The sequence below is a fragment of the Novosphingobium sp. genome (assembly GCF_965229225.1).
Lineage (GTDB): Bacteria > Pseudomonadota > Alphaproteobacteria > Sphingomonadales > Sphingomonadaceae > Novosphingobium.
In genome coordinates this window covers 2,926,809-2,949,603 of sequence record NZ_OZ245867.1, presented here as the reverse complement: position 1 = coordinate 2,949,603, position 22,795 = coordinate 2,926,809, and the positions used below count along the sequence as shown (strand labels likewise).

The 22,795-nt window shown below is 67.2% G+C and carries 15 protein-coding genes; 6 read left to right on the top strand and 9 right to left on the bottom strand.

From position 1 onward, the window contains the following. Window positions 1-90: 90 nt before the first annotated feature. Window positions 91-486, top strand: a complete 396-nt coding sequence (locus tag ACO06X_RS13635) for a MerR family DNA-binding protein (RefSeq protein WP_421836791.1) — start codon at window positions 91-93, stop codon at window positions 484-486. Window positions 487-516: 30 nt separating this feature from the next. Here the strand turns inward: ACO06X_RS13635 and ACO06X_RS13630 are convergent, their stop codons facing one another. The 3 genes from ACO06X_RS13630 to ACO06X_RS13620 all read right to left on the bottom strand — a co-directional run bounded on the left by ACO06X_RS13630 (window position 517) and on the right by ACO06X_RS13620 (window position 3,242). Beyond that, complete coding sequence (locus ACO06X_RS13630; protein WP_421836790.1) at window positions 517-1,125, bottom strand: NAD(P)H-dependent oxidoreductase; 609 nt, start codon at window positions 1,123-1,125, stop codon at window positions 517-519. 216 nt (window positions 1,126-1,341) lie between these two features. Beyond that, the gene (locus tag ACO06X_RS13625) at window positions 1,342-2,115 is read right to left on the bottom strand and encodes a TauD/TfdA dioxygenase family protein (RefSeq protein WP_421836789.1); all 774 of its coding nucleotides are present in this window, start codon (window positions 2,113-2,115) and stop codon (window positions 1,342-1,344) included. 230 nt (window positions 2,116-2,345) lie between these two features. Continuing rightward, entirely contained in the window at window positions 2,346-3,242 is an 897-nt protein-coding gene (locus tag ACO06X_RS13620; RefSeq protein ID WP_421836788.1) for a LysR family transcriptional regulator, read from the bottom strand. A gap of 109 nt (window positions 3,243-3,351) precedes the next feature. On the opposite strand from ACO06X_RS13620, the gene ACO06X_RS13615 reads away from it, so the two are divergent. From ACO06X_RS13615 to ACO06X_RS13605, 3 genes are read left to right on the top strand one after another with little or no spacing between them, the layout of a single operon-like run. Further along, on the top strand, window positions 3,352-4,929 hold the full coding sequence (locus ACO06X_RS13615) for a proton-conducting transporter membrane subunit (protein ID WP_421836787.1): 1,578 nt from the start codon (window positions 3,352-3,354) through the stop codon (window positions 4,927-4,929). Window positions 4,930-4,961: 32 nt separating this feature from the next. Then, complete coding sequence (locus ACO06X_RS13610; protein WP_421836786.1) at window positions 4,962-7,382, top strand: YbcC family protein; 2,421 nt, start codon at window positions 4,962-4,964, stop codon at window positions 7,380-7,382. 3 nt (window positions 7,383-7,385) lie between these two features. Further along, window positions 7,386-8,261 (top strand): DUF6671 family protein, encoded by an 876-nt coding sequence (locus ACO06X_RS13605; RefSeq protein ID WP_421836785.1) that lies wholly within the window; start codon window positions 7,386-7,388, stop codon window positions 8,259-8,261. A gap of 22 nt (window positions 8,262-8,283) precedes the next feature. On the opposite strand, the gene ACO06X_RS13600 is transcribed toward ACO06X_RS13605, so the two are convergent. From ACO06X_RS13600 to ACO06X_RS13585, 4 genes are all read right to left on the bottom strand, one after another. Continuing rightward, window positions 8,284-9,120 (bottom strand): DODA-type extradiol aromatic ring-opening family dioxygenase, encoded by an 837-nt coding sequence (locus ACO06X_RS13600; protein WP_421836784.1) that lies wholly within the window; start codon window positions 9,118-9,120, stop codon window positions 8,284-8,286. 76 nt (window positions 9,121-9,196) lie between these two features. Then, the gene (locus tag ACO06X_RS13595; protein WP_421836783.1) at window positions 9,197-10,717 is read right to left on the bottom strand and encodes a cryptochrome/photolyase family protein; all 1,521 of its coding nucleotides are present in this window, start codon (window positions 10,715-10,717) and stop codon (window positions 9,197-9,199) included. Then, window positions 10,714-12,240, bottom strand: coding sequence for an FAD-binding domain-containing protein (locus ACO06X_RS13590; protein ID WP_421836782.1), 1,527 nt, complete (start codon window positions 12,238-12,240; stop codon window positions 10,714-10,716). Before ACO06X_RS13590 ends, ACO06X_RS13595 begins: the two co-directional genes overlap by 4 nt. Beyond that, window positions 12,237-13,424, bottom strand: coding sequence for an FAD-binding domain-containing protein (locus tag ACO06X_RS13585; RefSeq protein WP_421836781.1), 1,188 nt, complete (start codon window positions 13,422-13,424; stop codon window positions 12,237-12,239). Before ACO06X_RS13585 ends, ACO06X_RS13590 begins: the two co-directional genes overlap by 4 nt. A gap of 310 nt (window positions 13,425-13,734) precedes the next feature. On the opposite strand from ACO06X_RS13585, the gene ACO06X_RS13580 reads away from it, so the two are divergent. After that, window positions 13,735-17,181, top strand: coding sequence for a glycosyltransferase (locus ACO06X_RS13580; protein ID WP_421836780.1), 3,447 nt, complete (start codon window positions 13,735-13,737; stop codon window positions 17,179-17,181). Here the strand turns inward: ACO06X_RS13580 and ACO06X_RS13575 are convergent. Together ACO06X_RS13575 and ACO06X_RS13570 are read right to left on the bottom strand one after the other, a co-directional pair. Further along, the gene (locus ACO06X_RS13575) at window positions 17,137-18,540 is read right to left on the bottom strand and encodes an ATP-binding protein (protein ID WP_421836779.1); all 1,404 of its coding nucleotides are present in this window, start codon (window positions 18,538-18,540) and stop codon (window positions 17,137-17,139) included. The two genes, ACO06X_RS13580 and ACO06X_RS13575, sit on opposite strands and share 45 nt — an antisense overlap. Before the next feature lie 8 nt (window positions 18,541-18,548). Further along, the gene (locus ACO06X_RS13570; protein ID WP_421836778.1) at window positions 18,549-19,238 is read right to left on the bottom strand and encodes a winged helix-turn-helix domain-containing protein; all 690 of its coding nucleotides are present in this window, start codon (window positions 19,236-19,238) and stop codon (window positions 18,549-18,551) included. 361 nt (window positions 19,239-19,599) lie between these two features. Between ACO06X_RS13570 and ACO06X_RS13565 the strand changes: the two genes are divergently transcribed. After that, entirely contained in the window at window positions 19,600-22,776 is a 3,177-nt protein-coding gene (locus ACO06X_RS13565) for an autotransporter domain-containing protein (RefSeq protein ID WP_421836777.1), read from the top strand. Window positions 22,777-22,795: the final 19 nt, after the last annotated feature.

Here is a 22,795-nt window from a genome sequence, read left to right as displayed (position 1 = left end):
GGTTCCTGAAAAGGGCTGCACGCTTGTGGTTCTTCGAACCCCGGCCCATATAGCCTCCGTACCATAGTACGGAGTCAACCCATACCGGTGATGACAATTGCAAGGCTCGCCAGCGAGGGCGGCGTCGGCGTGGAAACGGTGCGCTACTACCAGCGCCGCGGCCTGATGCCCGAGCCTGAACGGCCCTCCGGCACAAGCGCGAACGGGCGGGTGCGCCGCTATGGTTCGGACGATGTGCGCCGCCTGCGCTTCATCAAGGCGGCGCAGGGTGCAGGCTTCACGCTGGAGGAAATCGGCCAGCTGCTATCGCTCGATGCGACGGACGATCGCGCGCGGGCGCGCGAACTGGCGCGGGCCCGCGTCAACGCGCTCGACGCCCGGATCCGGGAACTGCAAGCCGCACGCGACGCGTTGAGCCGGCTGGCGCAGGTTTGCGAGCAAGGCTCGACGCGGCTCTGCCCGATCCTGACCGCGTTCGAACCCTGAACGCCGGACGATGCGGCGCCGAGACGCGGATCAGGCCGCGAGCTTCTGCGCCGGCCTCGCCTGCCAGCGGCGTGGGCTGCGGACGGGATTGACATGGCGATCTGCTGCGGTCGTGGCGATTTCGTCGATACCCATGAAGCGCAGCTGGGTATCGATGCAATGCACCTGATAGTCCGTCATCGCCTCGTTGTGCCAGGACCCGGTCCGGGCGGCGAGCACGATCGCCTTCTTGCCAGACAGCAAGCCGCGCGGCCCTTGCGCGGTGTAGCGGAACGTGCGGTCAGCCCGGATGACGTGGCTGAACCAGGCCTGCAATTCAGGATTGAGCCCCATGGCATAGATCGGCGCGCCATTGCTCTTGCTGCCATTGGCGCGGCGATACCATTGGGCCAGCGCGGGGGGCACCGGATGGTGGCCGATCGGCGCACCGATCACCACCAGATCGGCAGCTACCAACTCCTGCACCAATTGGTCTGACAGGTCGCCAGCGGCACCATGCGGCGCAAGCCCGGTGAGATCGCGCTCCTTCACCACAAGATCGGGCACGGCCCCGGCGACACGACCGAGCATGCCGGTGATGTGTTCATGGATCCACGCCTTGTTCGGTGCGGCGGCCGGATAGAGAGCAAGAACGTTCATCGGGAATCGTTTTCCGGCAGGCGTGAGAGGCGAAAAGGTATTGAAACGGAAAGGTTTCAGCCAGCATCCGCAGCAGATGCGGGTTGATTTGCCCAGCCGGAAAGATGCCGGTTTGATGACAAGTGCCGATCGGATGGTGCCAGAATGGCCACAAAAACGCCCGGCCGGCTGCGCACCGACCGGGCTCATGCCAGATCCCGACAAAACGGCGCTTGATCAGCGCCGGGACTGGGCCATTTTCCAGATCGGATTGTCGGGCCGTGGAAGGTCGCGGTACATCACCGAAGCGCTGTTCCAGAGCACCAGATCGCCGGGCTGCCAAGTGTGGCGATAGATGAATGCCGGCTGCGTGGCCCACTTGCGCAAGTCACCGAGGAAGGCCTCGCTTTGCGTGAACTCCACGTCAGCGAGCTGGATCGCGGTATCGTCGATGAGCAGGCCGTGGCGGCCACCGGGCAAGCGGTGGACGAGTGGAAGTTCCGCGCTTTGCCGGGCCATCCACTGCATCAGGGCTTCGTGGCGCGGCGCGCGCTCGTGATAGAGCCGGTCGTGCCAGAAACCATGCAGCACGCGCAGCGATGCCAGTTCGCGCTGCTCGGTCGGTGCAAGGCCATCCCAGGCGGCGGCCGTGCAGGCAAATTCGGTCGGCGTGGCAATGCTGCCCTCGCCGGGGATCGCCATGATCGAAACCCCGCCGGGCGCGCGCGCCATCACGTGGTCGTTTTCCCACACGCGGCTGTTCTGGAGATACTCGGCGAGCGCGGAAACCTGGCGATCGCCCACGATGAGGCAATCCTCCGGCACTGGCAGGCGCGTGGGCGCCAGCGGGCCGTGGAGCGTGGCTTCCAGCCGTTCGGCAAAGGAACGCAGCGGCCGCTCCGGACAGAACGCCTGCCGGACGACGATGACCTCCCTGTCCTCCAGTCGCGTGAGCAACCAGTCCCGGTCTCCGATCAAAAGATCGGCCAGACAGCGGCGATCGAGGGTCACGACAGCTTCACCAAGACCTGCACTTGAATGCAGACCTGCATCATCACTGACCATAGTAAGTAGACCTCCCATGGGAAGAGATGGGATTTATTTACCATAGTTCCAAGGGCAATTATTTAATTATTATTTTGATCTGGATCAATGTTAACTTGAACGGAATTTGCAATTATAGTTGTGGGCTGTATGAAAAAGGCGGCCTCGAAGCCCCTTTCCAGCCGTTCACATCGTCGTCAGGCATGGTCGAACCGGTCGCGCATCGCCCGATCGATCAGCTGACGCACCACCGGATTGGGAAAGCGCCGGCGGGTCGTAACAGCGAGGAACGTCTCGGCAATGCCGGGCAACCCCTCGGCCTCCACCAGCGTGCCGGCACCCAGCTCATCGCGCACGACAATGGCGGGGAGGACGCCCAGCGCATGCCCTTCGCGTACCATCAATCGCATCATCGCCATGTCATCCACTTCGGCAGCGATCTGCGGCCTCAGATCAAGTCGGTCGACCAGCGCATCGAAACCGCCGCGCACGCCGCTGCCCGCGATCGGCAGAATCACCGGGTGCATACGCAGCAGGTCCGCCACCGCGCGCGTCTCGCCCAGCAGCGCGGGCGTGCCGATCAGGCTGACCGGCTGTTCCGACAACCTGTGGGCGATGAAGGGGGTCAGGGCATCGCTCGCGGGCGTCTGGTTGGTGAGCACCACGTCGAGGGCGAGGGATTCCAGCGCACCGAGCAATTCGCCCTGGCTGCCCGATCGCAGCACAACCTCGATATCGGTCCGCGCGAGCAGGGGTTCCACGAAGCTGATCTGAAAATTGCGCGAGAGCGTGGCCAGTGCGCCGATCCGCACCGCCTGCCGCGCATTGCCGGTCTCCTTGAGCGTGCCGAGCAGTTCCTCGCCGGTGGCGAAGATCGACTCGGCATGATCGAGCGTGATCCGGCCCGCCTCCGTCAGATGGAGCGCACGCCCGCGCCGCTCGAACAGCGCATGGCCAAGCCGATCTTCCAGTTTGCGGATCTGCACCGATAGCGCCGACTGCGAGACGTTGAGGCGCTCGGCGGTACGCGAGAGGTTGCCATCCTGCGCGACGGCCCAGAAATAGCGAAGATGGTTGTAGTTGAGATCAGCCATATCGTTCACTTAAAGCGAACGGTATCAGCTAAACAATGAATTTTTTGCTGAGCTGCGGTTTCGCTAGGAGCGGGGCAACTTCGAAAGCCCCTCCTGCGGAGCGCCGATCATGCCCCTTTCCCTTCTGGTCCTTGCCCCACCCGCCCTGCTGCTGATCGCTGCCACGCTCGGCTTCGCGCAGCCCGGTCGCATCGCGCGCGGCCCGCTGGCCCTGATCGAGCTGCTTGCGCTGCTTGCGGTGGCGATGGCCGGGGGCGCGATGGCGGCACTGGCAATCGGCGGTGCCACCACCCTCACCCTTGCCGCTGCCGGCCCTGCCCTGCCGCTGCTGGCCTTCCGGCTTGATCTCATCAGCGCCACAATGCTGCTCCTCGTCAGCTTCGTCGGCTGGATCGTGGTGCGCTATGCCCGCGTCTACCTCGATGGCGAGACGCGCCACGGCGTGTTCATGGCCTGGCTGGCAACGACGCTGGTGATGGTCATGCTGCTGGTAACGGCGGGCTCGCTCGTCCAGTTGCTGGCGGCATGGATCGCGACCAGCCTCGCGCTGCACAAGCTGCTGCTGTTCTATCCCGAACGGGTCGCCGCGCAGCGCGCCGCGCGCAAGAAGTTCGTGACCGCCCGCGCGGGTGACGCCGCGCTGCTGGGCGCCGAAGTGCTGCTCTTCAGCGCCTATGGCACGACCGACCTGCCCGCGATCCTTGCCGCCGCGCACGCCGGGATGGGCGGCTACGCAGCGATGGCCGCCGCCGGGCTCCTCGCCCTCGCCGCACTGCTCAAATCGGCCCAGTTCCCGCTGCACGGCTGGCTGACCGAAGTGATGGAAGCGCCCACCCCGGTTTCCGCGCTGCTCCATGCCGGCGTGATCAACGCGGGCGGGTTCCTGCTCATCCGCTTTGCCGATGTCATGCTGCTTGCCCCTGGCGTGCTCGCAGTCCTCGTCATGATCGGCGGGTTTACCGCGCTGTTCGGCGGGCTGGTCATGCTCACCCAGCCGGCGATCAAGACCTCGCTCGCCTGGTCGACTGTCGGCCAGATGGGCTTCATGATCATGCAGTGCGGCCTCGCACTGTTCCCGCTCGCGCTGCTGCACATCGTGCTCCACTCGCTTTACAAGGCGCATGCCTTCCTCGCCTCGGGCGGTGCAGTCGAACAGATCGCGGCGGTCCGGCGGCCCGGGCCGGTGGCGATCCCCCGTCCCGCTGCGGTTGGCCGTGCGTTCCTTGCGGCGCTGGCGATCTACGCGCTGCTGACCTTCGCCTTCGATGCCATCCCGGGCTTCCACCACAAGTCGCCGCAGGCGGTTGCCTTGGGCGCGATCCTCATCTTCGGCGTCGCCTACCTCTTCGCCCAGGGTCTGGCTGACAGCGCTCCGCGCGCACTGACCCGCAAGATGGCGGTTTACGCGGTCGCCGCCTCGATCGGCTACTTCGCGCTCCACGGCCTCGCGCTCTGGCTCACCGCCGGGACCCTGCCCGCCACACCGGCGCCGGGTCCGCTCGAATGGACCCTGATGGTGCTCGCGGTGCTGAGCTTCGGCGTCGTCGCAGTGGCACAGTCGATGTTCCCGCTCTGGGCCTACCACCCGGCGGCTGCAGGCCTGCGCGTCCACCTCTCCAACGGCATCTACGCCAACGCCCTGTTCGACCGGATGCTTGGCGGCTGGACCCTCAAGCGGCCCGCCTGACCCCTCCACACGTCTCCCGAAGGATCACTCCCATGCTCATGATCCCCACCGATAACAGCCAGACCATCGCGCAGCTCAAGGTCGCCGCCGATGGCGCGGCCCGTGCGATCCCGCCGGTCTGGCCGCTGGCCTCCAGCGTCGCGGTCAATCCGTACCTCGGCCAGACGGGGCTGACGCTTGCCGAAACCGCCGCACTCATGGCGCGGGTTTCGGGCACCCCCGTCACCATGCCGCGCCAATGGTACCGCGACCGGATCGCTACCGGCACGATCGCCGAGGCCGATCTGGCCGCTGCGCTCGCCGCTTCACCCCATGCCGGCAAGCCAAGCTCGCTTGCCGCGCTGCTGGCTGCGATCGCGCATGACCCGGCACCGATCAAGGCCGTGCCGACGGTCGCCGATCTGGCAGCAAAGGCCTCGGGCATCGACTGGCCCGGCGTGATTGCCGAGCGCTTCGGCGCCTGGGCGGGTGGCTACTTCGATCAGGGACAGGCGCTGTGGGCCGCCCCGCGCGGCAAGGGCGCCTATGCCGCGTGGCAGGCTGTCGCCTCGCACGACCTGACGCCTGAGATTGCCGGGCTTACCGGCTTCGGCAGCTTTGTGGCCGATGCGCCCGAGCGCGCGGCAGAAGCGCTGGCGAGCGCCGTTTCCGGGCTCGAGCTGCCGCCTGCAGCGCTCGAAACCTACTTCCACAGCCTGCTCGTCACGCTCGGCGGCTGGGCCCATGTCGCGCGCTACGAACTGTGGCAGGCCGAACTTGCCGGCAAGAGCGACGAGACGATCACCGACTTCCTCACCATCCGCCTGCTGTGGGAGCAGGCCTTGCTGAACCGCTATGGCGCCGAGATCGGCCGAGGCTGGCAGGCGACGCTTGCCACGCACGAGGAGCCGGTCGCGCCGAATGCCGACCAGATCATCGACGCGATCCTGCAGGAAGCCGCCGAACGCGCCGGACAGTCCGCCCTTGCGGAGACGCTCAGCCAGAAGCTCGTCCGCAACGAACGTCAGCCGCCGGTGCTGCAGGCCGCCTTCTGCATCGACGTGCGCTCCGAAGTGTTCCGCCGCGCTCTGGAATCCGTCGACCGGCGGGTCCAGACCTTGGGCTTTGCCGGGTTCTTCGGCCTCACTGCCTCGCACCGGCGCTATGCCTCGGACGTTGCCGAACACCGCCTGCCCGTGCTGCTCAATGCCGGGCTTACCAGCCGCACCGGCAGCGCCAAGGGCGATGGGGACGCGACTCAGGCCCGCCATTCCGCGCGCGCAGAGCGGGCCTGGGGCCGCTTCAAGCTGGCAGCGGTTTCCTCTTTCGCCTTTGTCGAGGCGGCAGGGCCGATCTACATCGGCAAGCTGCTGAAGGATGCGCTAGGCCTCAAGGCCAACCCGGTGCCGCGCGATCCCAAGCCCTTTGCCGATCCCGCGCCCGATGCCGCGACGCGGGTGGGCATGGCAGCCTCGATCCTCGGCGCGATGTCGCTCACCACCGAGTTCGCGCCGCTGGTCCTGCTGGCTGGCCACGGTGCCAACGTCGTCAACAACCCGCATGCGAGCGGGCTCCACTGCGGTGCTTGCGGCGGCTATTCGGGCGAAGTGAACGCTCGGCTGCTGGCCGGGCTGCTCAACGATCCCGAGGTGCGCGCAGGCCTGATCGACAGAGGTATCGTGATCCCGCGGTCCACGCTGTTCGTCGCGGCGCTGCACGATACGACGACCGACGCGGTGACACTCTACACCGAGGATCAGCCCATCGATGCGCACCGCGAAGCCATCGCGCAGGCCGAGGAATGGCTGGCGGCGGCCGCTGTGCTCACCCGCAGCGAACGCGCGCTGCGCCTGCCGCGCGCCACCGGCGATGCCAGCGTGATCAAGCGCAGCCGCGACTGGTCGGAAACGCGGGCCGAATGGGCGCTCGCTGGCTGCAAGGCCTTCATCGCCGCACCGCGCGCACGCACAGCGGGCCGCAGCCTCGAAGGCCGCGCGTTCCTGCATGACTACGTCTGGCGGCGGGACGAAGGCTTCGGCGTGCTGGAACTGATCATGACCGCGCCGGTCGTCGTCGCGAGCTGGATCAGCCTGCAGTACTATGGCTCGAGCGTGGCGCCGCAGTTGTTCGGGGGCGGCAACAAGCTGCTCCACAACGTGGTCGGCGGGATCGGCGTGATCGAGGGCAACGGCGGGCCGCTGCGCGCCGGTCTGCCATGGCAATCGGTGCATGATGGGCACAAGCTGATGCACGAACCGCTGCGCCTCTCGGTCTGCATCGAGGCCCCGCGCGAGGCGATGACCGCAGTGCTCGAAAAGCACGCCGGGGTGCGCGCGCTGTTCGACAACAAGTGGCTGCACCTCTTCGCGATCGACGACGAGGGGCGGCTAGCCTGGCGCTATGCGGGCGATCTCCGCTGGGAGCCCACGCTGGAGGCATTCCCTGCTCCGGCAGCCACGGAAATGGCGATCTGAGCCATGGCTGACACGCCGCCGCCCCGGGGCGCAGAGTGCAACGGGGCGCGGGCCGTACTGGCGACGATGCACGGCAAGGAACGGGCGATTGCCCCCCTTGCCGCGCGTTTCCTGGGTCTGGACCTGCAAGTGGCCGAAGGTCTGGACACCGATGCTTTCGGCACTTTCAGCCGCGAGATTGGCCGCGTTGGCACCCCGCGCAAGGCTGCGCAGGCAAAGATCGCCGCGGCCTTCGCGCTGGCGCCTGATGCGCGCATCGGGCTGGCCAGCGAGGGCAGCTTCGGTCCGCATCCCAGCGTGCCGTTCTGCGCGCTCAACCGCGAACTTGTCCTGTTGATCGACCGGGAAACCGGGCTGGAACTGGTCGGCCACCATACGGCAATGGACACCAATTTCGCGCATGCGGTGGTGACGAACCCTTCGGCAGGCATCGACTTTGCTGCAAAAGCGGGCTTTCCCGCGCACGGCGTGATCGTGATGGGGGTGCTGGACGGCCAGCCCGCGCCGCACCTCGCTCTGTTCAAGGGGATCGATACCGAGGCAGAGCTGATTGCGGTGATTGACCGGACCATCGCCCTGACCGGCGCCGCGCATATCGAAACCGACATGCGTGCCCACCGCAATCCACGCCGCATGCGCGCAATCGAGCGGGCCATGATCGACCTTGTCCGCCGCGCGCGCAGCCGCTGCCCCGCCTGCACGCGGCCCGGCTTTGCGAAGACCGGGCGCATTCACGGTCTGCCTTGCGCGTGGTGCGCGAGCCCCACGCATCTCACCCGCGCCGAAGTCTGGACCTGCGAGGGCTGCGGCCACCGCGAAGAACGAGCAGTGGCCACAGCGAGCGCAGATCCGATGCACTGCGAGGAATGCAATCCCTAAGGTCAGGCCTTAGGGTCAGGCCCTAGGCGGCGAGCTTGTCGAACCCGGTCGGCGTCACATCCTCGCCGAAGCGATAGGCCGAGGCGGTGATGCCCCCGCGCAGGCCGTTCTCCGAATAGATGCACACACCCGGGTCTGCGCCCGCGGCACCGACCGCGACCATCAGCGGGATCAGGTGATCCTCGCGCGGGTGAGCCACGCGGGCGGCGGGGGCCTGATCCCAGCGGAGCAGCGCGGCAGCGCGCGCGGCGGGGTCCGGATCAAGCAGGCTGTAGCGCAACCAGCCGTCGAACTGGCGCGAGGGCTCGGCCGCGCGCGCATCGAACATGCGCAAGTTATGGTAGGAGAGGCCCGAGCCCATGATCACCACGCCTTCATCGCGCAGCGGGGCAAGCGCACGGCCGAGCGCCAGATGGGCGGCGGGATCATAGCCGATCTTCATCGAGAGGCTGACGACGGGCAGGTCCGCCTCAGGGCGGATCGGCTGCATCATCGAGAACGTGCCATGATCGAACCCTCGCGCGGGATTATCGCCGACCGGGATCCCTGCCGCTGCTGCCAGTTCGCGCACCCGCGCCGCCAGCGCCGGATCGCCCGGTGCAGGGTAGCTGATATGGTACGTGTGCTCAGGGAAGCCGTAGTAATCATAGACCATGCCCGGCTGCGCGGCGCTGGATACGGTAAACTCGGGCTCCTCCCAGTGGCCGGACACCGCGAGCACCGCGCGGGGCGGTTCGGGCAGCTGCGCGGGCAGCGCCTTCAGCGAGGCCTCCAGCCAGGCAAAGCCGTCGCGAAACGGACCATCGAGCCATGGCCAGGGGCCGCCGCCATGCGAAAGGAAGAACACGGGCTGTTTCATGTTGCCAATCTAAGGCTACGGCGACCATCGCAACAGCCACAAGATTCCGGCGCTGGCGTTCGATTTGCTCGAACAATCAAAGCCTCGCCAGAACCGCCGCCGCGCTTTCCGCAATCCGCGCCTTCTCCGCATCGGCGAACTTGTCGTAAGTCCGCACCATCTGCACCATGCGCGGATTGCCGCCGATCTTGCCGCGGTGGCGGGCGATGAAATCCCAATAGAGCGGATTGAACGGGCAGGCATTGGCCCCCGTCCGCTGCTTCACGTCATAGCGGCAGGTGCCGCAGTGGTTCGACATGCGGTTGATATAGGCCCCGCTCGCCGCATAGGGCTTGGAGGCGAGCATTCCGCCGTCCGCAAACTGGCTCATGCCCACGGTGTTGGGCAGCTCCACCCATTCATAGGCATCGGCGTAGACGCTGAGATACCATTCGTGGAGCGCGTGCGGATCGATCCCGGCCAGCAGCGCGAAGGTGCCCGTGACCATCAGGCGTTGGATGTGGTGCGCGTAGGCGTGCTGGCGGGTCTGGGTGACAGCAGCGCGCACGCAGGCCATGTCCGTCTCGGCGGTCCAGTAGAATTCGGGCAGCGGGCGCGTGTGGCCAAGGAAGTTGCGCCGTTCGTAGCCCGGCATCGTCAGCCAGTAGATCCCGCGCACATATTCGCGCCAGCCGATGATCTGGCGGATGAAGCCCTCCGCCGCATTCAGCGGCACGCGGCCCGCGCGCCATTCCTCTTCCACCGCGCGGCAGACGGCAAGCGGATCGAGCAGGCCGCAATTGAGATATTGCGCGATCACCGCGTGATAAAGGAACGGCTCGCCCTCCAGCATCGCATCCTGATAATCACCGAAGCGCGGCAAGGCGCGCTGCACAAAGGCGGCGAAGGCGGCTTCGGCATCCGCGCGGGTGACGGCGAACTGGAAGGGTTCGAGATCGCCGAAGTGATTGCCGAAGCGGCTTGCGACCAGCGCCATGACCTCCTGCGTGATGCTGTCCGGTGCAAACACTGGCGGGCGCGGCATGAAGAGATCGGGCGCGGCGGCCTTGCGGTTTTCGGCGTCGTAGTTCCACTCGCCCCCTGCGGGCTTGTCACCCTCCATCAGCAGGCCGGTGCGGCGGCGCATCTCGCGATAGAAGTACTCCATGCGCAGCGCCTTGCGGCCCCCGGCCCAATCGCGGAACACCGGCAGCGGGCAAACGAAGCGCATATCGGGGCAGACTTCGACAGGGATGCCGAACGCTGCCTCCCAGCCCGCGAACATCTGCGCGACGCGCCATTCGCCCGCCTCGGTGACGAGGATGCTGGAAGGCCGGTGCATTGCGACCGCGCAAGCCACTTCGCCGGTGAAGCTGCCGCTGTTGCCCGGATCATCGAGCTTCACGTAGTCAACCGTCCAGCCAGCCCCGCGCAGTTCCTCGGCAAAGTGGCGCATGGCGCTGAACAGGAAAGCGATCTTCTTCTTGTGGTGGCGCACGTAGGTCGCCTCCTCGCTGACTTCGACCATCAGCACACGGTCCCGCGCCTTGTCCGCCGCCATGAGCGAGGACATTGCGGGACTGAGCTGATCGCCCAGTACGAGGACGAGGCGGTTCACAGATCCAGCGCCAGTTGCGCGGTGGGCGCATGCTTGCGCGATTTCTGGCCCGTCATCGGCATCCCTGCCTTGCGGCTGCCGTGTTTCTCCGCGATCCGACTCGCGGTGGTGCGGTGCCCCGCGCCCGTGCGCACCGCATGCAGTGCCTGGCGCGCGGCGGCGGCGGCCTTGGCATGATCGACGATGGGCGGTGGATAGGCGAGGCTGGCCGCGCCTTCCCACAGCCAAGGCTCATGGATCAGCGGCGTGGGCACATCGGCCACCTCGGGCACCCATCGGCGCACGAACGCGCCCTCAGCGTCCTGATCGTGGCCCTGCTTGACCGGGTTGTAGACGCGCATCGTATTGATCCCCGTGGTGCCCGATTGCATCTGCACCTGGCTCCAGTGGATGCCCGGCTCATAATCGACAAACTGCCGCGCCAGATGCAGCCCGGTGGCGCGCCACGGCAGCCAGAGCTGGTAGCTCGCGAAGGAGACCAGCATCGCACGCATGCGGAAATTGAGCCAGCCGTGGGCCGCCAGCGCGCGCATGCAGGCATCGACGAAGGGAAAGCCCGTGCGCCCCGCTACCCAAGCCGCCAGACGATCGGCATCAGGCACATCGGGGCGCAGGCCGTTGTAGGCGGGATGGAGGTTCTCGAACTCGATGCGCGGCTCGTCCTCCAGCTTCTGCATGAAATGGCAGTGCCAGTGCTGCCGCCCGGTGAACGAGATCATCGAGGCGCGCCAGCTGCGCGCGGCTGCGCTTTCATCGCCGCGCAGGCCTTTAAGGCGCGTCTGGCTCGCCTGCGCCACTTCGCGCAAGCTGAGCGTGCCCCAGGTGAGATGCGGCGAAAGGCGCGAACTGGCATCGAACGCGGTGACCGGGCTCGACATCTGCCAGCGATAATCGCGCCCGCGCCGCTCCAGAAAGCTGGCCAGCGTGGCAAGGCCTGCCACGCGCCCGCCCGTCAGGCGCTGCGGGCAGGGATCGGGCGCAAGGCCCAGGTCGCGCGCACCCGGAATGCGCGCGGGCCAATCGCTGCCCAGCGGTTCGAGCGCGGCGGGCGGGGCGGCTACCGGTTCGGCCATGCGGAGATCCCACGCGCGCGCCCAGCCGTGGCGGGTCTTGAGGCGGCGGATCACGCCGGTCTGCGGCAGTTCCTGCCACGGTATATTGGCCGCGCGCGCCCATGCCGCCACCGCCTTGTCGCGCGTATAAGTCCAGCCGCCTCCGGTCTCCTCATGGCTCCACAGCGCGGCGATGCCATGGCGTTCGTGAATGCGGCTTAGGACCGCGACGACATCCCCGCGCACCACGCACAGTGGTTGGCCGAGCGCGCCGAGCGCAGCCTGCAGTTCGGCGAGGCATTCGGCGGCGAAGGCCCATTGCCGGGCCGAAGCATCGTCCTGCGCCCACAAGTCCAGCTCGGCGATATAGAGCGGCAGCACCGGCCCCTGCTCCGCTGCGAGCACCAGCGGGCGATGATCGGCAAGTCGCAAGTCGCGCTTGAACCACACGACCTGCAGCGGCCGCTTCACAGCATCCCCTCGGCGCGCAGATGCCCTTCGATCTCGGCATCGAAGGCGAAGAAGCCGCGCCGCGCATGGGGCCAGAGGCCGGAATCCCAGCGGCGTCGCACCGGGCGGAGCGCGATACCTTCGGCGGCAAGCGCGGGTTCCAGCGCCGCGAGGGCATCGGCGACGGGCCCGACCGGGGCATAGGGTGTCAGCACTTGCCGCGCGCCGGCGGCCCGTGCTGCGGCGATCAGGTTTTCGGCATCGAGCGTATCCGCCAGCGTCGAACCGCAGCGGCAATGCGCTGCGGCGCGCGCTGCCGCGTCCGCCACAGCGGCCCCGGCATAGCGCCGCGCCGCATCGCCCCAGAGCAGCGCAGGATCGCAAACGGCCAGCACGCCCAGCACTGGCGCATCGGCGGGCAGCAGCGCCTCCGCGCTGAGGTCCTCATGGTGCACCAGCAGCAGACTGGGCGCGGCGGGATCGAAAGCGGCGAGCGGTGCCAGTGTGCCTGCGGGCCCGACCGGCTGCTCGGTGAGCGCTTCGGCTTCCTGCGCAAGGCCGCACGGCGCAAAGCGGCCCTCGGTGTAGCGCGCGATATTGTCGGCGCGGGCGAGGTAGGTCTTGCCGGCGGTCTGCAGCCCCGCCACCCAGCGCCATGAGAGCGTGTTGCTGGCGGCATCGGCATCGATCAGGTGCCGCAGGAAGAAGTCCGCGCCCAGCGTCCACGGCAGCCGCAGCGTGAAAATCCAGATCGAGGCGAACCACATCCGGGCGTGGTTGTGGAGATAGCCGGTTTCGGCAAGCTCGCGCACCCAGGCATCGAAGCAATCGATCCCGGTGCGTCCTTCCTCCGCCGCCTCCAGATCGGCGCTGCCCGCCATGGCCGCGCGCGCCGCATCGCGTTCGGCGAGGAACCGCTGCCAGACCGAAGGCCGCAGTTCGAGCCAGCCCTTCCAGTACGTGCGCCAGCAGACTTCCTGTATGAATTTCCCGGCTGCGTTAAAGCTGTGGCGCCCCAGCACTTCGGCGACAACATCCTGCTCGGTCACCAGCCGGTAGCGCACTGCCGGCGAAAGCCGCGATACCGCAGCGGGCCGCCCCGGCCCCGGATCGGAATTGCGACCAGCGGCGTAGGACGCGCCCGCGCGGGGCACGAACTGGCGCAAGTGATCGAGGGCAGCGCGTCGGGTCGGGGCGGGGAACATGACCCAGATCCTTGGCCCTGCATGCCGCTCCGGCCCAGATGGTCATGCGGGCAAGCCGCAGCAGCGGCAGGAATTGCGAAAATGGCCAAAGCGTAATGTTCTGCTCACACCTCGGACGGGCGTGCCCCCCTAGAACGGCTTTCGACGATGGGTGCCTGTCACGGGAATCGTGACGTGACGGTCCCCTGTTCCGATTGCCGGTCCGGCATCCATCGTCACCCAGCCGGCTGCCGCAAACCCAGCCCGCGCGAGAGCCATGACTCCAGCGCGCGCCTTGTCGTCTCCGGCGACTGCAATGGGGAATTGTCACGTGTCTCGTCCGATCTTCTTCGATCCCACCGGCCGCCGCCGCCGCCTGACCCGCCGCGGTGCGTTCATCGGGCTTGTCGTGCTGCTCTTGGCTGCAATGATCTTCGCGACGACCGTGGTCGCGGTTCCGCCCCCTGCCGCGCCGCTCAGGCTTGGCTTCGAGCGGCAGGCGCCGTTCCCGCTCAAGACGCAGGTCAGCCGCATCTCGCATCGGATCTCGCAGCAGCTGGGCCAGTTGTTCGGCCGCCGCACCACACCGGCCGCGCATGGCGGCGGCCAGTCGCTCAGCGTGGGTTTCTACACATCATGGACCGATGGCAGCGCGCAGACCTTGCGGCGCCATATCGGCCAGCTCGATTGGGTCGCGCCGACGCTGTTCTCGCTGGGACAGAACGGCAATCTGGTCGTTACCGACGATGCGCCGATGCGCCGCGTGCTGACCTCGGCGCTGCGCCGCCCGCTGGTAGTCCCCGTGCTGCAGAACGCCGCCAACGCGAAGTGGGACGGCGCAGGCGCGACCGCCATGATGGAAAGCCCCGCCCGCCGCGCAGCGCTCGTCAGCCAGATCGATGCCGCGCTCGACAAGTCCGGCGATGGCGGCGTGATGATCGACTTCGAAAACCTGCCGAAGCCCGGCATCGCCGCGCTGCGCGGCTTCGTTGCCGATCTTCATGCGCGGCTCGCCCCCAAGCACCGCGTTGTGGCGGTGACGATGCCGATCGACGACGCCGACTGGTCGGCCAAGCGCCTCGCCGAGGTGGCCGACAAGGTCGTGCTGATGGCCTATGACGAACATTGGCAGGGCGGCGAGCCGGGACCGATTGCCTCGAACGGCTGGTTTGCCGGCCATCTGGCAGACCAGCTCAAGGGCCTGGCCGCCAACAAGGTCATCGTCGCGCTCGGCAACTATGGTTACGACTGGTATCGCGGTCATGCCGATGTGCAGACGGTGGAAGAGGCCTGGCTTTCCGCACATGACAGCGGGACCACGCCGACATGGGACAAGGCCAGCGGGAACACCGGCTTCGGCTACCTCGATGACGAGGACAGCAATGCGGCGACGCCATCCGAGCGCCACCAGGTGTGGATGCTCGATGCCGCCTCAAGCTGGAATCAGATGCAGATGCTCTCGCGCCTCGGCGTCGGCTCGGTCGCGCTGTGGCGATTGGGGTCGGAGGATCCGGGCTTCTGGGATGTGCTCAAGGCGTGGCGCAATCCGCACGGCCTTGCTCCGGACCTCGGCCGGATCAAGGAGGCGAACAACGTCGATGTCGAAGGCAACGGCGAAATCCTGCGCATCGACGCGACGCCGGAGGAAGGCACCCGCCAGATCCACTATACCGCCGCCCAGCCGGGCCGGCCCAGCCTGATCGATGACGAGCAGTACGGCAACCTGCCGACGCCCTATGTCGTGCGCCGCACGGGCGATCGTCCTAAGCTGGTCGCGCTCACCTTCGACGATGGCCCGGATCCGAAATACACGCCCGAGGTGCTTTCGGTGCTCGAACGCTACCACGTGCCGGCGACCTTCTTCATTATCGGCGAAAACGGCGTGGCCGGGCGCAGCCTGCTCCAGCGCATGGTCGCCGATGGGGACGAGATCGGCAACCACAGCTACACCCATCCCAACATGGCGGAAGATTCGGCGACCGGCGTGAGGCTGGAGCTCAATGCCACCCAGCGCCTGATCGAGGCCTATACCGGCCGCTCCACCCGTCTGTTCCGTGCGCCCTATTTCGGCGACGCCGAACCCACCACGTCGGACGAACTCTGGCCGGCGCTGATCGCGCAGCAGGAAGGCTACACCGTCGTCGGGCTCCATGCCGATCCGGGCGACTGGATGAAGCGCAGTGCCGACGACATCGTGAACCGCACGGTCGACGCGGTCGAACATGCGACGCCGGACCGCAGCGCCAATGTCATCCTGCTGCACGACGGCGGCGGCGACCGCGAGCAGACCGTGCTGGCATTGCCGCGCATCATCGAACGGCTCGAGGCAGACGGCTACCGGCTAGTGCCCGCCTCCACGCTGGCAGGCCTCAAGCGCGATGACGTGATGCCGCAGGTGAAGGGCTGGGATCTTGCCGCAGTGCGCGTCGACGTGGCGATCTTCTCCGTGCTCGCGGTGCTGCTGGCCGCGCTCAACTGGAGCTTCTTCTTCGCGATCGCGCTCGGCGTGATCCGCGCGCTGGGGCTCACCGGGCTCGCGCTCGTGCCGGACCGGCGCAAGGTACCCGCGCTCGACAATGGCTACCAGCCGCTGGTGAGCGTGATCATCCCGGCCTTCAACGAAGAACGGGTGATCGAAGCTTCGGTGCGGCGCATCCTGGCGAGCGACTATCCGCACATGGAAGTGATCGTGGCCGATGATGGCTCGAAGGATCGCACCAGCCCGATCGTCGAGGCAGCCTTCGGCAGCAATCCCCGCGTGCGCCTGATGACCATGGTCAACGGCGGCAAGGCGTCCGCACTCAACCGCGCGCTGGCCGTGGCCAAGGGTGAGATCGTCGTCGCGCTCGACGCCGATACGCAGTTCGAGCCGCAGACCATCGCACGGCTGGTGCGCTGGTTCGAAAACGAGCGCGTCGGCGCGGTGGCGGGCAATGCCAAGGTGGGCAACCGGGTCAATCTCGTCACCCGCTGGCAGGCGGTCGAATACACCACCGCGCAAAACATCGAACGCCGCGCGCTGACCCGCTTCGGGGCGATCATGGTCGTGCCGGGGGCAGTTGGCGCGTGGCGGCGCAGTGCGCTCAGCGATGTCGGCGGCTATCCCGAAGACACGCTGGCCGAGGATCAGGATCTCACCATCGCGATCCAGCGCAAGGGCTGGAAGGTGTGCTACGACGAAGATGCGGTCGCCTGGACCGAAGCCCCCGAAACGCTCGGGAGCCTTTCGAAGCAGCGCTTCCGCTGGGCCTTCGGCACACTGCAGTGCCTGTGGAAGCATCGCTCGGTGCTGTGGCAGCGCCAGCCCGCCGGCCTCGCCTTCGTCGGCATGCCGCAGGCGTGGCTGTTCCAGATCCTCTTCGCGCTGATCTCGCCGCTGATCGATCTCGCGCTGGGTGTCTCGATCTTTGGCACGGCTGTTAGGGTCATGCAGCATGGCTGGGCGCAGACGCAGACCGACGTGCTGCGCATGGCGCTTTACTGGGCCGTGTTCACCGTGATCGACCTCCTGTGCGGCTGGGTCGCCTTCCGGCTCGACGTGCGCGAGCGGCGCTTCCCGCCGATCCTGCTGCTCAGCCAGCGCTTCGTCTATCGCCAGCTGATGTACGGCGTGGTGATCCGCGCGGTGGGTGCCGCGCTGCAGGGGCTGGGGATCGGCTGGGGCAAGCTGGAGCGGACCGGCCGGGTATCAGCCGGGCCATCATCAGGTGGGCAGGCCTCAGGCGGGCCAACCTCAGGCGGGAAGCCGCAAGGTGGCGACAAGGCCCTTCCCGCCTGAAGCACCGCTGGACGCCGGATCGCCGAGCGCGAAAATGCCGCCATGGAGCCGCGCCACTGCGGCGACCATGGCAAGGCCCAGCCCCCCACCTGGCCGCGTCCGCGCGTTGTCGAGCCGGACAAACCGCTCGACCACGCGGGCCCGGTCGGCCGGGGAAATGCCGGGGCCGTTGTCTTCCACGGCAATCTCTGCCCAGCTGGTGCCGTCCGCATCCAGCACGGCGCGGGTGGTGACGACAATCGCCTTGCCGCCATACTTGAGCGCATTGTCGATGAGGTTGGCCAGTGCGCGCGAGACGAGTTCGCGGTCCGCTGGTGCGGTTACGGGGTCAAGCCGCGCTTCGAGCGACACGCCCGATTGTTCGGCCAGAGGGTCGTAGAGCTCGACCAGATCCTCCGCCACTGCGGCAAGGTCGAGCGGGCGCCGCCGGTCTTCGACCGCGCCGCCTTCGATCAGGCTGATCTCCAGCGCCGTCTCCAGCATGGCACGCAAGGCATCCGCATCGGCGCGCGCGGCCTGCAGCGCCTCCAGCGCGCGCGGCTCCTCCACCCGCGCCAAAGCAAGATCGATGGCCGCCGAAAGCCGCGTGACGGGCGAGCGCAAATCATGCGCCAGCGCGCCGGACACGGCACTGAGCTGCCCGACAAGTTGGCCGATCCGCTCGGCCATGAGGTTCATCTGCTGGCGAAGGTGATCGAAGCCGTCCCCTGTTCCTTCGATGGGCACGCGCGCGCCGAAATTGCCGGAAGCGAGCTCGGCCGCAGTTTCGGCGATCAGATGGGTGCGGCGGCTGATGACAAACCCCGCGACCACCGCGCTGAGCAGCGCCATGAGGACGGCAACCGCGATGGTCAGTTCGGCAGTGGAAGCAAAGGCGACATCGATGCGCCGCTCGGTCAGGCTGACCACCCCGACGATCAGCCGCTCGCCATCGGGCAGCAGGCCGACGAGCGCCAGCCCCTCGCTCGGCGGTTGATCCGGCCCGCGCCGCACGACAACAGACTGCGGCCGCGCCGCTGCCTGCATTTCGGGCACCCGCACGAGATTGCTGAGGACCGGCGGGCCCTTGCCGATCAGCGCAATGAACACGGCGGGATCGGCAGCGCTGCCACGGCGGGCGGTAATGAACTCCGCCAGCTCCTCCCGTCCGCCGTCGTAATAGGCTGCAAGGAGGTCGTCGCGCACGTCGGTGACCTGGCGTTCGCGATCGAGCCGCACCACATCAAGCATCTGCCCGCGCAGGAACAGGATCACCAGCGCGCTGGAGAGGATCTGCAGCACGAAAATTGCGGTCACCAGCCGCAACATCGTTGGCGAAAGGCCGCGGCGGGCGGTCCGGCGGAATGGACGCAGCGCCATCGCCCCGCTCAATCGGCGGCGAGCCGGTAACCCGCCCCGCGCACGGTGTGGAACAGCATCTGCTCCTCGCCATCATCGATCTTGCGGCGCAGGCGGCTGATGTGGACATCGATCACGTTCGTGCCGGGATCGAAGTGGTAGTCCCACACCGCCTCGAGCAGCATCGTGCGGGTCACGACTTCGCCCGCGTGCATCAGCATGTATTCGAGCAAGCGGAACTCGCGCGGCTGCAGCGCGATCTTGCGGGTGCCGCGGCGCACTTGCCGGGTCAGCCGATCAAGCTCGAGATCGGCGCAGCGGAGCATGGTCTCCTGCGCTTGCCTGACCCCGCCCGCCGCGCGGCGCAGCAGCGCCTGGATGCGGGCGAGCAGTTCGCCGAACGAAAACGGCTTGCCGAGATAGTCATCTGCCCCAGCGGTCAGGCCGGCAATCCGGTCATCGGTGCTCGCCAGCGCGGAAAGCATGATCACCGGCGTCGCCAATTCGGCCGCGCGCATGGCCTTGAGCAGCGCCAGCCCGTCCATCCCCGGCAGCATGCGGTCGAGCACGACGAGATCGAACTGGCTGTCCGTCGCCAGAAACAGCCCGTCGCGGCCATTATCGGCGCGATCGAGGGTAAAACCTTCCTCGGCAAGCCCGGACATGATGTAGTCCGCGATCTGGGGATCATCCTCGACGAGCAGAATGCGTCCTGCCACTGGGCCATTTCCATGTTGCAACAAAAACGAAGACTTGGCCGCGCACAATGGACACCCCGGCATCGCGTCGCAAGTGCTTTCCCGCGCGCGCCGAAGCCCTCCTCCCCGCTCACCACAGGCCTGACCTGAACGCGGGCTTTACCGCTACGAATTGTTGCTGAAATTTTCCGCTAAGGCATGACGAAGAATCGCGTTAAGACGCGCGCAAATCGCACGAGGCAACCTGCCGGAAAGGGAGTGTGCGCGGCGATTTTGCACTGATCAATGCCGGCCCGCGATCACGCGGCACACCGGACGGAGTACCACACGGGCGCAGTCTGCCGTTTTGGCGATGCACCCCATGCCGGATGACGAGATACCGATGGACAGCTCAACCCCGATCGCCCGCACCGTTAAGCACGCGGCCAAGAATGTGGCAAACCTCCTCGCCACGGCCGCACCGGCTGCCCTCATGGCAGGCGTGAGCCCCGCATTTGCCGACACCACCGTCAGCACTGCGACGACCACCCCGCTGGTAACCTCGACCGCCGGCGCGGTGACCGTCGCCAGCGGCGGCACGATCAAGCTCGACTCCGGCACGGCCGTGACGGTCGATGCATCGAAGGACGTAACGGTCCAGTCCGGCGGCACGCTCGACATGGGTGCGGGCAACGGCGCTGCGGGCGTCGTGGTCCAGAGTGGCACCACTTCGAACGTCTCGAACGCCGGCACGATCCAGGTGCTGGAAACCTTCACCCCGCCCGATACCGATAGCAACGGCATCCCCGAGGGGCCGATCGCGCAGGCGACTGGTCGCTACGGCATCCGCGTCGCCCCCGGCGGCACGGCCACCGGCACGATCTCGAACACCGGCACGATCACCATCGATGGCCTCAACTCGGCCGGTATCGCGGTGGATTCGGCCCTGACCGGCTCGGTCACCAACACCGGCACGATCAAGATCAAGGGCGACAATTCGGTCGGCATCCGCACCGGCGCGGTTTCCGGCAACGTTGCGGCGGGCGGCACGATCGGCGTGGTCGGCAGCGGCACGCAGGCGCTGGTGGTGGACGGCGATGTCGGCGGCCTCGTCAAGATCAACGGCTCGCTCTCGCAGTCGGCAAGCTATACGGCAGATAGCGGGGCAACGCAGACCCTGCCGCGCAGCGCACTTTCCACCGGCAAGGCTGCGGTCGAAATCAACGGCAATGTGGCTGGCGGCGTGATCGTGACGACCGCCTCGGGCAGCGGCACCACGGCGGAGACCACCGGCTCGATCCAGTCCGTGGGCAACGCCCCGGCGCTCCAGATCGGCGGCACCCGCGATATCACCATCGGCGGCGGCACCACCACCAATGGTACCTATTCGCTCGGCATCGACGGCAGCGTGGCGGCGACGTCCACGTTCAGCTCGACCAACGCCTCGGCGGTCGTGATCGGCGGCAAGGGCGGCAACGTCACGCTGACCAAGGGCATTGCCGTCAACGGCAGCGTGACCGCGACCACGGTTGACGCAGGCGCGGTCGGCATCCTGATCAACTCGGGATCGACAGTCGGCACGCTCTACAACAACGGCACGATCAGCGCCGTGATCAGCCAGCCGGGCATCGGCTCTTCCGCGGCGATCAAGGACCTTTCGGGCACGCTCACCACGATCAACAACAACAAGACCATCTCGGTCACCGGTTCGAGCGAGGACCAGCTGGCCGCGATCGACGTCTCGGCCAACACCTCGGGCGTGACGATCAAGCAGTACCTCAACAGCACCGATGCGACCTCGCAGACCGCAGACAAGGCGGCCACCGGCTACGATCCCGATACCGCCAAGGTCTACACTTCGATCAAGGGCAACATCTACACCGGTAGCGGCAACGATACGCTCGACATCGGTTCGGGCACGGTCACCGGCAACAGCTTCCTGGGCGCTGGCAACGACACGGTGAAGCTGGCGGACGATGCCAAGTACACCGGCAACATCGATTTCGGCACCGGCACGGGCTCGCTGGCGATGGCCGGTAACTCGCGCTTTACCGGCACGCTGATCCTGAACGATCAGGTCGGCACGCTGACCCTTGCCGACAAGGCAATCTATCGCGGCACGGTGACCGGCGGTTCCCAGCTGGCCGTCGCCGTAAACGGCGGCACGTTCGGCGCCAATTCGGCGACCACGACCACGATCAAGTCGCTCGATGTCGGCGCGACCGGCACGCTGGGCGTCTATGTCGACGGCGCGACGGGTACGGCCTCAAAGCTCGTGGCGAACACGGCGAACTTTGCCAGCGGCGCGAAGATCTCGGCCCGGGTCACCTCGCTCGCCAAGGCGGAAGGCACCTACACCGTGCTCAGCGCCGGTACTCTGACGGGCGGCGCCAACGTCGCCAGCTCGGCACTCAACCTGCCGGTGCTGTTCAAGGGCACCGTGGCGGCGGCAGGCAACGACGTGACGCTGACGATCGCGCGCAAGTCTGCCAGCGAGATCGGGCTCAATGTCCCGCAGTCGCAGGCCTACAACGCGATCCTCGCCAACGCCGCGAAGGACACGCTGCTGCAATCGAGCCTGCTGCAGGCAGCCGATACGGCCACATTGCAGACCCAGTTCAACCAGATGCTGCCTGATTATGCGGGCGGTTCGCTCGATCTGCTCACGCGCGGCACGCGCCTCGCGGCGCGCCGGATCGATGACGATTCGAGCTGGTTCACCATCAGCAATGCTGGTGCCTGGGTCGAACCGATCTACTTCAAGGGCAAGAAGACGGCCGGCACCACGCAGGGTTACAGCAACAGCGGCGGCGGTCTCTCGCTCGGCTTCGAGAAGTCGCTGGGCTTCGGCCACGTCGGCGGCTCGTTCACCTACTTCTCGGGCAATTCGACCACCGATGCCACGCAGAAGGTCAAGGTCAGCGACATCGAGCTGGCGGCGTTCTGGCGCCTCGCCTCGGGGCCGCTCTATGCCTATGCGCGCATCGGCTATGGCCGTCCGTCCTTCACTTCGACGCGCACCTTTGCCGGAACGGTCGATAGCCAGGCCTTCAGCTATGGTGCGGGCGGCAAGTGGAAGGGCACGATGATTTCCGGCGCGGGCGGCATTTCCTATGCCGTTCCGATCGGCGATCACTTCAAGATCAAGCCGCGCGCGACGATCGAATACTTCCGCCTCAAGGAAAACGGCTACACCGAAACCGGCAGCGCTCCGCTGGCGCTGACGGTGGCGGGCCGCACCAGCCAGGTGGTGAACGGCACGACCACGCTGGTCGCCAGCTGGAGCACGGCGCCGGGCGACTACGAAAACCGTCCCTTCACTGTCGAGGTCGAAGGCGGTCGCCGCAGCCGTATCTCGGGCGAGGTGGGCAACACCATTGCCACCTTCAATCGCGGCGCGACCAGCGGCGGCGATACCTTCACGCTCACCGGCCAGCAGATGCCTTCGGCCTGGACCGGCGAAGTCAGCCTGATCCAGGGCGGGCTCGACTACACGTGGAAGATCAGCGGCGGCTACGAAAAGCTGGAAGGCGGCGGCACCGGCTATTCGGCCCGCGCGTCGCTCGCCATCGCGCTGTGATCGGTTGATCCGGAAAAAG

Coding starts and splice junctions, on each gene's coding strand:
- ACO06X_RS13635 (WP_421836791.1), top strand. CDS start 91: ATGACAATTGCAAGGCTCGCCAGCGAGGGCGGCGTCGGCGTGGAAACG.
- ACO06X_RS13630 (WP_421836790.1), bottom strand. CDS start 1,125: ATGAACGTTCTTGCTCTCTATCCGGCCGCCGCACCGAACAAGGCGTGG.
- ACO06X_RS13620 (WP_421836788.1), bottom strand. CDS start 3,242: ATGGCTGATCTCAACTACAACCATCTTCGCTATTTCTGGGCCGTCGCG.
- ACO06X_RS13615 (WP_421836787.1), top strand. CDS start 3,352: ATGCCCCTTTCCCTTCTGGTCCTTGCCCCACCCGCCCTGCTGCTGATC.
- ACO06X_RS13610 (WP_421836786.1), top strand. CDS start 4,962: ATGCTCATGATCCCCACCGATAACAGCCAGACCATCGCGCAGCTCAAG.
- ACO06X_RS13605 (WP_421836785.1), top strand. CDS start 7,386: ATGGCTGACACGCCGCCGCCCCGGGGCGCAGAGTGCAACGGGGCGCGG.
- ACO06X_RS13600 (WP_421836784.1), bottom strand. CDS start 9,120: ATGAAACAGCCCGTGTTCTTCCTTTCGCATGGCGGCGGCCCCTGGCCA.
- ACO06X_RS13585 (WP_421836781.1), bottom strand. CDS start 13,424: ATGTTCCCCGCCCCGACCCGACGCGCTGCCCTCGATCACTTGCGCCAG.
- ACO06X_RS13575 (WP_421836779.1), bottom strand. CDS start 18,540: ATGGCGCTGCGTCCATTCCGCCGGACCGCCCGCCGCGGCCTTTCGCCA.
- ACO06X_RS13565 (WP_421836777.1), top strand. CDS start 19,600: ATGGACAGCTCAACCCCGATCGCCCGCACCGTTAAGCACGCGGCCAAG.